Source organism: Micromonospora sp. NBC_00389, assembly GCF_036059255.1.
Taxonomy (GTDB): Bacteria; Actinomycetota; Actinomycetes; order Mycobacteriales; family Micromonosporaceae; genus Micromonospora.
The window spans coordinates 7,441,320-7,454,322 of record NZ_CP107947.1 but is presented as its reverse complement, the minus strand read 5'-3'; the positions used below and the strand labels follow the sequence as shown (position 1 = coordinate 7,454,322).

At 73.5% G+C, this 13,003-nt stretch carries 11 protein-coding genes; 8 read left to right on the top strand and 3 right to left on the bottom strand.

The window, feature by feature from the left end:
- Positions 1-21: 21 nt before the first annotated feature.
- The 5 genes from OG470_RS35165 to OG470_RS35145 all read left to right on the top strand — a co-directional run bounded on the left by OG470_RS35165 (position 22) and on the right by OG470_RS35145 (position 4,844).
- On the top strand, positions 22-717 hold the full coding sequence (locus OG470_RS35165) for a hypothetical protein (protein ID WP_328418937.1): 696 nt from the start codon (positions 22-24) through the stop codon (positions 715-717).
- A 76-nt stretch (positions 718-793) separates the two neighbouring features.
- Positions 794-1,741: an ROK family glucokinase gene (locus OG470_RS35160; protein WP_328418936.1), complete on the top strand. Its 948-nt coding sequence runs from the start codon at positions 794-796 to the stop codon at positions 1,739-1,741.
- An 11-nt stretch (positions 1,742-1,752) separates the two neighbouring features.
- Positions 1,753-2,457 (top strand): endonuclease/exonuclease/phosphatase family protein, encoded by a 705-nt coding sequence (locus OG470_RS35155; protein WP_328418935.1) that lies wholly within the window; start codon positions 1,753-1,755, stop codon positions 2,455-2,457.
- Between the two features lie 115 nt (positions 2,458-2,572).
- A complete protein-coding gene (locus OG470_RS35150) occupies positions 2,573-3,979 on the top strand; it encodes a flavin-containing monooxygenase (protein WP_328418934.1) in 1,407 nt (468 codons plus the stop codon).
- 52 nt (positions 3,980-4,031) lie between these two features.
- Positions 4,032-4,844, top strand: coding sequence for an alpha/beta hydrolase (locus OG470_RS35145; RefSeq protein WP_386984097.1), 813 nt, complete (start codon positions 4,032-4,034; stop codon positions 4,842-4,844).
- Between the two features lie 32 nt (positions 4,845-4,876).
- Here OG470_RS35145 and OG470_RS35140 read toward each other — a convergent pair whose 3' ends face one another.
- Both OG470_RS35140 and OG470_RS35135 read right to left on the bottom strand, forming a co-directional pair.
- A complete protein-coding gene (locus tag OG470_RS35140; protein ID WP_328418933.1) occupies positions 4,877-6,370 on the bottom strand; it encodes an alpha,alpha-trehalose-phosphate synthase (UDP-forming) in 1,494 nt (497 codons plus the stop codon).
- A 171-nt stretch (positions 6,371-6,541) separates the two neighbouring features.
- Positions 6,542-7,387 (bottom strand): DUF308 domain-containing protein, encoded by an 846-nt coding sequence (locus OG470_RS35135; protein WP_328418932.1) that lies wholly within the window; start codon positions 7,385-7,387, stop codon positions 6,542-6,544.
- A gap of 362 nt (positions 7,388-7,749) precedes the next feature.
- Between OG470_RS35135 and OG470_RS35130 the strand changes: the two genes are divergently transcribed.
- The 3 genes from OG470_RS35130 to OG470_RS35120 all read left to right on the top strand — a co-directional run bounded on the left by OG470_RS35130 (position 7,750) and on the right by OG470_RS35120 (position 9,389).
- Complete coding sequence (locus OG470_RS35130) at positions 7,750-8,058, top strand: hypothetical protein (RefSeq protein WP_328418931.1); 309 nt, start codon at positions 7,750-7,752, stop codon at positions 8,056-8,058.
- Positions 8,059-8,111: 53 nt separating this feature from the next.
- Positions 8,112-8,561: a hypothetical protein gene (locus OG470_RS35125; protein ID WP_328418930.1), complete on the top strand. Its 450-nt coding sequence runs from the start codon at positions 8,112-8,114 to the stop codon at positions 8,559-8,561.
- A 135-nt stretch (positions 8,562-8,696) separates the two neighbouring features.
- Complete coding sequence (locus OG470_RS35120; RefSeq protein ID WP_328418929.1) at positions 8,697-9,389, top strand: lysophospholipid acyltransferase family protein; 693 nt, start codon at positions 8,697-8,699, stop codon at positions 9,387-9,389.
- 7 nt (positions 9,390-9,396) lie between these two features.
- On the opposite strand, the gene OG470_RS35115 is transcribed toward OG470_RS35120, so the two are convergent.
- Positions 9,397-12,921, bottom strand: coding sequence for an adenylate/guanylate cyclase domain-containing protein (locus OG470_RS35115; RefSeq protein ID WP_328418928.1), 3,525 nt, complete (start codon positions 12,919-12,921; stop codon positions 9,397-9,399).
- Positions 12,922-13,003 lie beyond the last annotated feature (82 nt).

The following is a 13,003-nucleotide window of genomic DNA, read 5'->3' as shown; positions in this document are numbered from 1 at the left end:
GGCACGGTAGAGGAGCCGACCATGGGCGGAACGGATCCGGGTTCGGCCCGGGAAGAGGCGGAGCGGCTGGTCGCCACCCTGCTCGCGGGGGCGCGGCTGGCCTCGGCCGGGTCGGCGGGCGGCGCGTGGGGCCCGCTGGGCGGGATGGTGGCCGGTGTCCTCGGTCACAGTGCCGCCCCGGACGGTCGGTCCGGTGCCGGCGGCGGTTTCGCCACCGGCACGGCTGAATGCTGCATCTGCCCGGTCTGTCGGGGCATCGCCGCATTGCGTGACCCGAGTCCGGAATTCGCCGAACGGCTGGCCACCGGCGCCGGTGACCTCGCGGCGGGCGTCGCCAGTCTGCTGCGCGCGTTCGCCCCGGCCGAGCCGCCCGCCGCCAGCCCACCGGCGCCACCCCGGCCGGGGCCCGACCCGACCGCCGGCCCGAGCACCGGCACCGAGGTCCCGGAGCCCGCCCCGGCAGACCGTTCCGCCGGAGCCGACGACGATCACGTGTGGCGCGATGCCACCCGCACCGGGCATGATTCTCAGCCGGCGCCGGAGCGGGATGTCTGGTCGGCCGCCACCCGGACGGCGGACCCATCCGCCCCGGCCGCCGCACCACCCGTCGACGAGGCCGGGCCGGTGTCCGCACCGGCACCGACCAATCGACCCGTGGTGCCCGCCTCGCGGGTGCCCGACGACACCGACGCGCACGAGCCGGGCGACCGCGCCTGAGCGCGGGAACCTACGACCCGGACCGGCGTGCCGTCGGTGCGCGGGCCGGACAGCACAGCAGAGGGGAGCGGCAGCGGTGACGCTGACCATCGGAGTCGACGTCGGTGGCACGAAGGTGGCCGGCGGTGTCGTGGACGACACCGGCGAGGTCCTCGTGCAGACCCGACGGGACACTCCCGCCGATGACGTCGGCAAGACCCGTGACGTCATCATCGAGCTGGTCGGCGAGCTGGCTGCCGGGCGGACGATCGAGGCGGTCGGCATCGGCGCGGCCGGCTGGATCGACGCCACCCGCTCGACGGTGCTCTTCGCCCCTAACCTGGCCTGGCGGGACGAGCCGCTGCGCGAGTACGTCAGCGCGGCGGTCGGCCTGCCGGTGATCGTGGAGAACGACGCCAACGTGGCCGCCTGGGCCGAGTTCCGGTACGGCGCTGCCCGGGCCGCCGACGACTCGATGATCATGTTCACCATCGGCACCGGTGTCGGTGGCGGCATCGTGCTCGGCGGTGAGCTGATGCGCGGCGCGCACGGCGTCGCCGCGGAGCTGGGCCACATGCTGGCCGTGCCGGACGGACACCAGTGCGGCTGCGGTCGGCTGGGCTGCATCGAGCAGTACGCCAGCGGCAGCGCTCTCGTCCGCTTCGCCCGGGCCGGCGCCCGGCAGGAACCGCACCGGGCCACCGCGCTGCTGGAGCTGGCCGGCGGGGAGGCCGAGGCGATCACCGGCCCGATGGTGACCACCGCCGCGCAGGGCGGTGACCCGGTCTCCGCCGAGGCGTTCGCGCAGATCGGCCGGTGGCTGGGCACCAGCCTCGCCGACATGGCGCAGATCCTCGACCCGCAGACCCTGGTGGTCGGCGGCGGCGTGATCGACGCCGGTGACCTGCTGCTCGGCCCGACGCGTCGCTCGTACCTCGACGCGCTCTCCCAGCGGGGACGGCTGCCGGTGGCCGACGTGCTCCCGGCTGAGTTGGGCAACAGCGCCGGGGTGATCGGCGCCGCCGACCTGGCCCGACGGATCTGAGGCGGGCCGGGATGGGTCAGGGTGCCGGCGTACCGCTGCGCGTGGTGTCGTACAACATCCACGGCCAGCGCGACGACACCGCCGCGCTGGCGGCGGTGGTCCGGGCCGCGACACCGGACGTGGTGATCGTGCAGGAGGGGCCGCGCCGGTTCCGGTGGCGGCAGAAGTCCGCCACGCTGGCCGAGTCCTTCGGCCTGGTGGTGGCCGCCGGTGGGCTGCCCGCGCTGGGCAACCTGGTGCTGACGAGCCTGCGGGTCCAGGTGCGGGGCACCCGTTGCCAGCGCTTCCCGCTCACCCCGGGCCGGCACCTGCGCGGCGCCGCGTACGCCGACTGCCGGGTCGGCGACGCCCGGTTCACCCTCGCCGGTTCGCACCTGTCCACCGACCCGGCCGAGCGTCCCGGGCAGGCCGCCGAGTTCAAGCGTGGGCTGGACGCGGCGAGCGGCCCGGTGGTGGCCGGAGCCGACCTCAACGAGGGCCCGGACGGGCCGGCCTGGGCAACCGTGGCGAGCGGGCTGACCGACGCCGCGGTGGCGGCCGACCAGGCGGACCGGCTCACCTACTCCTGCGCCGACCCGCGCCGCCGCATCGACGCGCTCTTCGTCGACCCGCGGATCACCGTGGTCGACTACGACGTGGTGGACACCCCCCAGACCCGGCGGGCCAGCGACCACTTCCCGGTCCTGGTCGACCTGCTGTTGCCCACCACCGACTGACCCCGCACCGGCCCGACCCGTCGATCCGGCCCGCGCCGGGGCTGGACATCCGGCTCCGTTGTGGAGAGGATTTCGCGGCGACCGGCACGTGTGCCGCACAAAAGGAGATGTCCCGGTGTCCACCTCCACCGACCATGGCCGGCCCGACCCGGAGGCGACCCCGTCCGCGCTGAGCCGCGACGATCGCCCGGTCTCCGACCGGGGCGACACGGTCTGCGTCATCGGCGCCGGGGCCAGCGGCCTGACCGCCATCAAGAATCTGCGCGAGCACGGGTTCGGCGTGGACTGCTACGAGCGGGAGACCGGCATCGGCGGCGCCTGGAACTGGCGGCACGACCGCAGCCCGGTGTACGCCAGCACCCACCTGCTGTCGTCGAAGCCGTTCACCCAGTTCCCCGACTTCCCGATGCCGGACTCCTGGCCGGACTACCCGCACCACAGTGAGCTGCTCTCGTACTTCGAGCGGTATGCCGACCACTTCGACCTGCGCTCGCACATCTGGTTCGGCACCGAGGTGATCCGGGTCGAGCCGGCTGCGGGGGACCGCTGGAACGTGACCACCCGCTCCACCGGCGGGTACGGGCCGGAGCGCACCTCCCAGTACGCCGCCGTGGTGATCGCCAACGGCCACAACTGGTCACCCAAGCTGCCCCGCTACGAGGGGCTGGAGCAGTTCCGGGGCGAGATCATGCACGCCTCGTCCTACAAGGACCCGGCGCAGCTGCGCGGCAAGCGGGTGCTGGTGGTCGGCGCCGGCAACACCGGCTGCGACATCGCCGTCGAGGCCGCCCAGCAGGCGTCGCGCTGCTGGCACTCCACCCGGCGCGGCTACTGGTACGCGCCGAAGTACGTGCTCGGCCGCCCCGCCGACCAGGTCAACGACACCCTGCTGGCGCTGCGGGTGCCGCTGCGGGTGCGCCAGTGGCTCTACCACTGGACGCTGCGGCTGACCGTCGGCGACCTGACCCGCTTCGGCCTGCCCAAGCCCGACCACCGGGTGTACGAGACGCACCCGATCGCGAACAGCCAGCTCGTCTACTACGTGGGCCACGGCGCGATCGGCCCGGTGCCCGACGTCGCCCGGTTCCACCCGTACGCCGTGGAGCTGGCCGACGGCCGTGAGATCGACCCTGAGCTGGTCATCTTCGCCACCGGCTACCTGCCGCGCTTCGAGTTCCTCGACGCGTCGGTGTTCGGCGACAGCGCCGGCGCCGGCCGGCCGACGCTGTGGCTCAACGCGTTCACCCCCGGGCATCCGACGCTGGCGGTGGCTGGCCTGGTCCAACCGGACTCCGGGATGTTCACCCTGTCGCACTGGCAGACGGTGCTCTTCGCCCGGCTGCTCCAGGCCCGCCGGGACCGCCCGGAGCGGGCCGCGGCGTTCGCGCAGCGGGTGCGCGACCGGGCCGGGGAGCGCTACTCCGGCCAGGTCAAGGAGAGCAGCCGGCACTGGTTCGAGGTTGGTCACGCCGACTACCTGCGCGCCGTCGAGCGCGCCCTCCACGACCTGGAGGGCAAGTGAGCGCGAGGAGTGAGCTTGCGAGCCCCGCAGTCGCGAACGAAAGGTCGGCCTGATGAGTGAGCTGCGGATCATGCGGGGCCGGGAGTGGTCCCGTCCGGTTCGGCCGGCCCGGCGTGAGGTGCTCAGCGCTACTCCCGAGCTGGAGGAGGGGCGCCCGCCGCTGCTCTTCGTCCCCGGGTTCGGGCACGGCGCGTGGGCGTTCGCCGAGCACTGGCTGGGGCACGCGGCGTCGCGGGGGTTCCCGGCGTACGCGATGAGCCTGCGCGGGCACGGCGGCAGCGAGCCGGCGCCGGAGGCGACGCTGCGCGCGTACGCCCATGATGTGGTCCAGGTGGCCGCGGGCCTGCCGCGCCAGGCGGTGCTGGTGGGGCACGGCGCCGGGGCGCTGGTGGTGGCGCACGCGTTGGCCCGCTACCCGGCGCGGGGCGCGGTGCTGGTGGCGCCGGTCTTCGGCGGCTGGGGAGTGCTGGGCGCTGCACTGCGCCGCAATCCGGCCGGCACGCTGCCGGCGGTGTTCGGCGGCCCGTTGCGGCTCAGCCGCGGCCAGCTGTTCAGCCGCGAGCTCCCCGACGAGGAGGCCCGGCGGCACGTCGCCCGGCTCGGTCGGGCCGGGCGGCGGGCACAGTGGGCGCTGCTGGGTGCGCCGGACGCCGAACCGGCCGTGGGTGCGCCGCCGGTGCTGGTGCTGGGCAGCCCGGATGACCGGGTGGTGCCGACGTCGGCGTTGACCGGGGTGGCAAGGCACTACGGGTCGGCCCCGTTGCTCTTCCCGGGGATGGGGCATGACCTGATGCTGGACGCGCGCTGGGCGGAGCCGATCGACGCGATCCTGGACTGGTTGGAGAAGGAGCCCGCGGCGCACTGAGCGACCTGACCGGCTGGGCAGGCGCGCGCCGGTCAGCCGCCGGCGCGGTGCGTGGCCGGGGTGGCCCGGCTCGTCGGCAGCGGCACCCGGGCGGCCTCGTCCGGGTTGCCGTCGGTGCTGGTCAGGCGGCCGACCACGGCACCTTTCTCGTCCAGCGCGCTGAGGTAGGAGCGGGCCCAGGCCCGGATGTCGTGCTGGTGCAGGTAGGCGCGCATGGCACGCATCCGTTCCGTGACGTCGGCCGGGCTGGCCCGCAGCGCCGCGCACAACCCCTGCTTGAGCCCCTCCAGGTCGTGCGGGTTGACCAGGTACGCCTGGGGCAGCTCGGCGGCGGTGCCGGCGAACTCGCTGAGCAGCAGCGCGCCGGAGTCGTCCACCCGGGCGGCGACGTACTCCTTGGCGACCAGGTTCATCCCGTCGCGCAGCGGGGTCACCGCCATCACGTCGGCGACCCGGTAGAGCGCGGCCAGCTCGGCCCGGTCGAAGGGCTGGGTGAGGTAGTGGATGGCCGGCTCGCCGACCCGGCCGAACTCGCCGTTGATCCGGCCCACCTCGCGCTCGATCCGTTCGCGCAGGATCTGGTACTGGCCGACGCGTTCCCGGCTCGGCATGGCGACCTGCACCAGCACCGTGTCGCGGACCTTGACGTCGCCGCTGGCGAGCAGCTCGCTGTATGCCTTGAGTCGCTGCTCGATGCCCTTGGTGTAGTCCATCCGGTCCACGCTGAGAATGACCTGCCGGGGGTCGCCGAGGTCCTGGCGCAGCCGGCGGGCACGGGCGGCCACGTCGGGACGGGCGGCGAGCGCGGCCATCTCGGCGGTGTCGATGGAGACCGGGAACGCGCCGATGCGCACCACCCGGTCGTCGACTCCGATCCGCCGGTCGGTGGCCGGCAGCTCCAGCACCTTCGTGACCAGCTGGGCGAAGTTGTGCGCCGCCTGGGCGCGCTGGAAGCCGACCAGGTCGGCGCCGAGCATGCCGCGCAGCAGCTCGGCCCGGCGGGGCAGCTGCATGAACAACTCCGGCGGCGGGAACGGCACGTGCAGGAAGAACCCGATGCGCAGGTCCGGCCGGAGCGCGCGGAGCAGGCCGGGGACCAGTTGCAGGTGGTAGTCCTGCACCCAGACCACCGCGCCCTGCTCGGCCACCTCGGCGGTCGCCTCGGCGAAGCGCTGGTTGACCCGCTGGTACGCCTCCCACCAGCGGCGGTGGTGCTGTGGCTGCTCGACGGCGTCGTGGTAGAGCGGCCAGAGGGTGGCGTTGGCGAACCCCTCGTAGTGGTCGCGCAGGTCCTCGTGGCTGAGCGCGACGCTGAGCATCCGGACGCCGTCCACGTCCGGTAGTGCGGGTGCCGGCCCGGTGCCGCCGGCCCAGCCGACCCACGTCGCCGGTGTGTGCCGTAGCAGGGGGTGCAGCGCGCTGACCAGCCCTCCCGGGCTGCGCCGCCATTCGCAGGCCCCGTCGGGCGCCACGCTGTCGTCGATGGGGAGGCGGTTGGCCACCACCACGAGGGAACTCTGTCGCATCTCGGGCATTCCGATCAGCAGAGGGCTGACCGCCGCGAGCAAGGAAAAACCGGTCAGTCAGCGGGGGAAGTGACGTACAGCGGTATTCCTACTGACAGTAAGTTACACCACTGTTACGCCCGGGGCGGGGCGTCGTCGTCCCGGGATGCGGTCGGCGGTGGCCCGCCGGAGTCAGACGACCGCGCCGTTGTCCGGGTCGTCGTCGTCCTCGTCACCGGGGCGCAGCCGCCAGATCAGGGTGACGAAACCGGCCAGGATGCCGGTGAACCCGAACAGCGTGACCGCCGAGCGGTCCACCGGGAGCAGCGACGGGAAGAGGAAGAGCACGAACCCGACGACCACCGCGAGCACGCCGACCACCGCGTACTTGGAGAACCGGGGCAGCGGCGGTGGCGGGGGCGGGTGGTAACCCTCGTCCTCGTCCTCGTCGTCGGGCAGGTCGGCACCGAAGGTGTCCAGCCCGTCCAGCAGCGACGGCTCGTCCGGGCGGGTGCCACGCCCGATCGAGATCCCGGAGATGTCGGTGGCGGACGGCAGCCGGCGGACGTCGGTCGCGGTCGGGCCGGCCTCGTCGGTGCCGGAACGGGCCAGCGGACCGGCGGCGGGCTCGTCCCGCTCCTCCACGTCCTCCGCGGCTGGCCACGGGCGCTCGCCGACCGTGGCGGTGCTGTGGAAGCCGGCCACGATCCGGGTCCACTCGGCGTCGATGTCCGGCTCGTCGCGGGCCGGCGGCTGCTCGGGGGCGGTCTCGTCGGAGAGCTGGGTGAGGTAGTCGCGTGCGGTGGTCAGGTGCGAGCGGTCGACGTAGAGCCGGTCGACCGGGCGGGCCGGCACGGTGGTGGTGCGGGTGACCGGGTTGAGGTCGGCGGAGGGTTGCAGGTAGGCGGCGATCCCACCAGCGGCCAGCACGTCGAGCAGGTGCTCACCGACGCGCGGATCGACGTCGCCCACGACGGCGTACTCACTCGCGTCGAGCCCGTTGTCCCGCCGTCCCCGGCGGGCCCCACCCGCTGACACCCGGACATCCTCCCTCAACGCGCCTTCGGCGCGGCCGCCCCAGCCCCCTCGACGTCCGTCCGCACGCCGTGCTCTGAATCGTGACACGTCAGGGGCCGGTTCCGGGAGTGCGTTGTGTCGCGTCTTCCAAAGTCAGAGCCGGTGCCGCAGGTCGCGGCAGGGCTCTTTGTCCGTTCTTGCTCAACAAGTGCTAACAGGGGTTTACCCGATGGAGCTGTCCAGCACCTCGCCGGCAGGAGTCGACCCGTCGGCGTCGCCGAGCGTACGGGCGCCGTGGCGGCTGTGCCGCGATTCCATGGCGTACCGTCTGGAACCCCCGGATCCAGACGGGCGGTGCCCGTTCAGCGACTGGAGAGGTGCACGTGGCTGGTGGTGACTACGAGGAACTGGACGTCCCGCCGCAGCTCCAGACCTTCGCGGACCGTCATCACCTCGAATACCGGCAGACGCCACCCGGGATCACCCTCTATCTGGGCCTGGGCTCGACCCTTCTGGGGTTGCTGTTCAGCACAGCCCCGAAGGTCCCCGACGACCGGATCATCGGCTACCTGATGCTGGGCGGCGGTGCCGTGCTCCTCATCGCCTCCCGGGTGCTGCACAAGCGCAAGCGAAGGCGGGAAGAGAGGCTGTACCGCCACTACCTACAGTGGAAGCGGGAGCAGGGCGAGTAGCTGGCCCATCGTCGGTCACGGGTTTGCATCGAGGGGTCGGGATGGATCTGGCGATGAGGGTCACCTGCTGGCTGGCCGGTCCCGTCGCCAGGGTGCTCGACGTCGACGGCGAGACGCCCGAGGAGCGGCGTGCCGAGGTGATCGAGGCCGCGGGCCTGCCGGGGGACGAGGTGGAGGACCTCGGCCTGCGGCACGTGACCCGGGCGGTGGCCTGGTTCATCCTGAGCGGTGTGGCGTTCGCCGCCACCATGGTGGTCGTGATTCCGGTGTCCGTCTTCGCCAGCGAGCGGGTGAAGGACCTGGCGTTCGACATCGGCGACTGGGTGATCTTCTTCCCGCTCTTCATGGCGGCTGTGCACGCTGTGAAGATGGTGGTGGTCTGGTACCTGCCGGAGCACCGGTGGAACCCGCAGAGCCGGCTGTGGCGGGCGGTGATGCTGGCCCAGACACCGGACTACGCGGTCGCCACCCTGCTGACCGCGGCCAACGCGCTGTGGTGGTGAGGACCCGGCCCGGTCCGGTGCGTCAGCCCCGACCTTCGTCCGTTGTGGTCAGGGCCCGCGCTTCGTAGGCTCGTCGGCGACGGCGGCGTTCCCGGGCTTGGCGCTGTCGCGGGCACATCACGGGAAAGGACGCCGGTGCTCTACTGGCTACTGAAGTACGTCATCCTCGGTCCGCTGCTCAAGCTGATCTTCCGCCCGCAGGTGGAGGGCCTGCACAACGTGCCGGCGACCGGTCCGGTGATCCTGGCCAGCAACCACCTCTCCTTCTCCGACTCGATCTTCACGCCGCTGATCACCGCGCGGAAGGTCACCTTCGTGGCCAAGGCCGAGTACTTCACCGGCAAGGGGATCAAGGGCTGGCTGACCAAGATGTTCTTCGTCGGCACCGGCACCATCCCGGTCGACCGTTCCGGCGGCCGGGCCGCCCGCGCCGCGCTGGACACCCAGTTGCAGGTGCTGCGGGCCGGGGGAGTGGCCGGCATCTACCCGGAGGGGACCCGCTCCCCGGACGGGCGGCTCTACCGGGGCAAGACCGGCGTGGCCCGGCTCGCGCTGGAGAGCGGCGCGGTGGTGGTGCCGGTGGTGATGCTCAACGCCGACGAGATCCAGCCGCCGGGCAAGCTCATCCCCAAGGTCGCCCGGGTGAAGATCCGCTTCGGTGCCCCGCTGGACTTCTCCCGCTACGCCGGTCTGTCCGGTGACCGGTTCGTCGAGCGCGCGGTCACCGACGAGATCATGTACGAGCTGATGGAGCTCTCCGGCCGGGAGTACGTCGACATCTACGCGCAGAAGCTCAAGCAGCCCGTCCCCGCACCGGTCGCCGCCTGACCCGGCCTCAGCAGGCCACCGCGGGCCCGGTCGGGCTGATCGGCCGGCCGGCGAGCGCGAGCAGCCCGGGGGCGTCGTTGCGCAGCGCGAAGGTGCGTACCTCGGCGCGCGGCACCCGGGCGGCCGCCGGGTCACCGGCACGGGTCAGCTCCGCCGCCGCGAACGCCAGCGCCAGCACCCGGTCGCTGGCGTCCGGGATCCGGCCGTAGGTCTCGGCGGCGGCCAGGTGCAGCTCGGCCGAGCGCCGGTGATCGCCGTCGACCGCGGCCAGGGCGGCCGTCACGGTCCGCAGCGCCGCCTCCGACCACGGGGTACGGTGGCCGACCCGGTCCAGCATCGCCCGGACCCGAACCGCGGTGGTCCGGCCGGCCAGGGCGGCGGCGTACGCGGCAGCGGCGATCCACTCCCCGCTGGCCAGCGCCGGCACCGCCGACCAGGACCGGTCCAACTCCTCGATCAGCTCCGCCGCCTCGTCGGCGCGGTCCTGCAGCGCCCGGCACAGCGCGGCCATGCCCAGCATCGTCCAGTGCAGGCGGTGGAACCCACTGCGCCGTGCGGTGTCCAGGGCGGCGGCCACGTCGTCCGGGTCCTCGTCGTCGCGCAGCACCAGCAGGCAGCAGCGCAGCCCCCGTACCTGCATGTCCCAGCTGCCGGTCGGAGTGTCCACGAATGCCTCCGCCGCGGCGAGCAGCCGGCCGAAGTCGCCGTCGAACCAGGCGAGCATCGCCTCCGCCGAGTAGCTGGTGGTCAGGGTCTGGCCGCTGGCGGTGCGGGCCGGCGCGGCCGAGAGCAGGGCGTTGGAGCGCAGCCAGTCGCCCTCCTCCCTGATCGCCCAGGCGAGGTTCTGGGTGGCCCGGGGCAGCGCGAGCAGCTGATTGGCGCGGCTGAACTCGACGATCGCGTGCAACTCGTCCAGTCCCACCCGGTCGCCGGACTGGTAGCGGGCGGTGGCCGCGGTGATCCGGGCGTTGGTGCGGGTCTCGGTCAGGCCCAGCCGCTCGGCGATCTCGGCCGCGGTGTCGGCCGCCGCCACGGCCGGGTCCCGCTCGTAGTTGAGCATGTGCAACCGGGCCAGCTCGGCGTACGCGTCGGCCTTCTGCGGGGTGTCCGGCAGCGGCTCGAACAGCTGCACCGCGCGGTCCAGGCAGGCCAGCGCGTCGCTCCGGTCGGCGCGCAGCCAGGCGGCCTGGCCGAGCAGCGTCCACGCTCGGGCGGCGCACGCGTCGTCGCCGTGTGCCAGCAACCGGTCGGCGAGCGCGTGCACCTGCTCCGGCCCACCGCCGGAGAGGAACCCGTTGCCGTCCCGGTAGAACGAGATCTCGGTGCTCAGCAGCTCCAGCTGGAGCCGGCCCAGCGGGTCACTGTCGTCGGCCAGGCCCAGCGCTCGGCCCGCGTGGCTGGCCGCCGCGTCCAACCCGTGCAGCGCGTACGCCCGGCGGGCCGCCCGGTGCAGCGCCTGCCGCGCCGGCCCGGCGTACCGGCGGACCTGCATGCCGAGCGAGCGGGCGATCTCGTGGGCCGCCCAGCGGTGGTGGGCGAGCACCTCGGCCAGATCGGTGTCGCGGCTGTGCGACAGCGCGTCGAGCCAGTCCGCGGCCCGCTCGTGCCGGGCCACCCGCTCGGTGCGCGGCAGCCGCTGGTAGCAGACGTCGCGCACCAGCACGTGCCGGAACCGGAACTCCGCCTGCCCGGCCATCGTCGACGCCGCCTGCTCGTGCACGAAGTCGCGCTGCTCCAGCCGACGCAGCGAGCGCTCGACCGACTCGACCGGCTGCCCCAGCGCGGCGGCCACCGCGCCGGGCCAGAACTGCACCCCGACCACCGAGGCGGCCAGCAGCACGGCGCGGTCCTTGGCGTCCAGCAGATCCACCCGGTTGGCGATCACCGCGTGCACGCTCTCCGGCATGGTCAGTTCGAGCTGCTTGTCCAGCGACCAGCCCCGTCCGGACTGGCGCAGCGCGCCCTGCTCGATCAGCATCCGGACGTACTCGTGGGCGTAGAGCGGGTTGCCTCCGGCCACTTCGATCAGCGGGCTCAGCATGTCGGCGGAGAACGCCGCCTGGCCGAACATGTGCGCGTACAGCGCGGCGATGCCGGTGTCGCGCAGCGGCGGCAGGGTGATGGTCACCGAGCCGGTGATGGTGCCGGCCCAGCTCGGGTCCCGGTCGACCAGCTCCGGCCGGGCGGTGCAGAGCAGCAGCAGTGGCACCTCGCGGGCCGCCGCGCCGAGCAGCTCCACGAAGCGCAGCATCGCGTCGTCGGCCCAGTGCAGGTCCTCGAAGACCAGCACGGTGGGGCGGCGGGCGGCCAACGCCAGCAGGAAGCGCCGCCACGCCGACTCCGCCTCCTCGGCCGGCAACGGTGTGCCGGGCAGCCCGACCAGCGGTCGCAGCGCGTCCACCACCCGGCCCCGTTCGCCCGGGCCGATCAGCTCGCCGACCGCCGCGGTCAGCCGCTGCGCCGCGCTGCTGGCCGGGTCGGTGTCCAGGATGCCGGCCTCGGACTTCACGATGTCGGCCAGCGCGGCGAACGTGACGTTCTCCCCGAACGGCGGGCACCGCCCGGTCCGCCAGGTCAGCGGCTCGTCGACCAGCCGACCGGTGTGCCGGTAGAGCTCCCGCAGCAGCCGGCTCTTGCCGATGCCGGCTCGGCCGAAGATGGTCACCACCTGCGGCAGTCTGTCGCGCAGTGACCGGTGCAGGGCGTTGACCAGCATGCCCAGCTCGTGTTCGCGGTCGACCAGCGGCGTGGTGTCCGGCTCCCGGTCGGTGGGCTGGCGGCGCAGCGGGGACAGGGCGAGCCACACCTCGGTCGGCGACGACCGCCCGCGCAGCGTGACCGGGGGCTGCTCCTCGTAGCGGATCGCGTCCTTGGTCAGCGCGTGCGTGCTGCCGCAGACCAGCACCCCGCCCGGCGGCGCGACCGACTGCATCCGGGAGGCCGTGTTGACCACGTCGCCGGCCACGATCGCCTGCCCGCCGTCGCGGGCGGCGGCCACGTCGACCAGCGCCTCGCCGGTGGCTACCCCGACCCGGAACCGCAGCTCCGTGCTGCCGGTGGGGGCGAACCGGGTGAGCACCCGTTGCAGCTCCAGCCCGGCCCGTACGCAGCGCAACGCGTCGGTCTCGGTGGCGATCGGGGCGCCGAACAGCGCCATCACCGCGTCGCCGATGTACTTCTCCACCACCCCGCCGTACTGGCCGACGACCCGGCGGGCGGCGGAGAAGAACCCGGTCTGCATGCCGCGGACCTGCTCCGGGTCGGCCCGTTCGACGTACGGGGTGAAGTCGATCAGGTCGACGAAGAGCACGCTCACCCGGCGGCGATCCTCCTGCGGGGTGACCGCGGCCGGTCGGTCCGCGCCCGGCCTGGGCGACCCGCACGAGGTGCAGAAGGTGACGTCCGAGGCGAGCGGACGCAGACAGTGCGGGCAGACGGCGCCCAGTTCGGCACCGCAGCCACCGCAGAAGCGGTCGCCGTCGGCGGCCGTGCGTCCACAGCGCCCACACTGCGCGGCGATGACATCCTCCACTGACGAACAGGCGGACGCGCACCGCGTCCCGTCAGTGGAAGTATCAACGCCGACGCGGCTGTCGGGTACCGGCCTGTTGGCT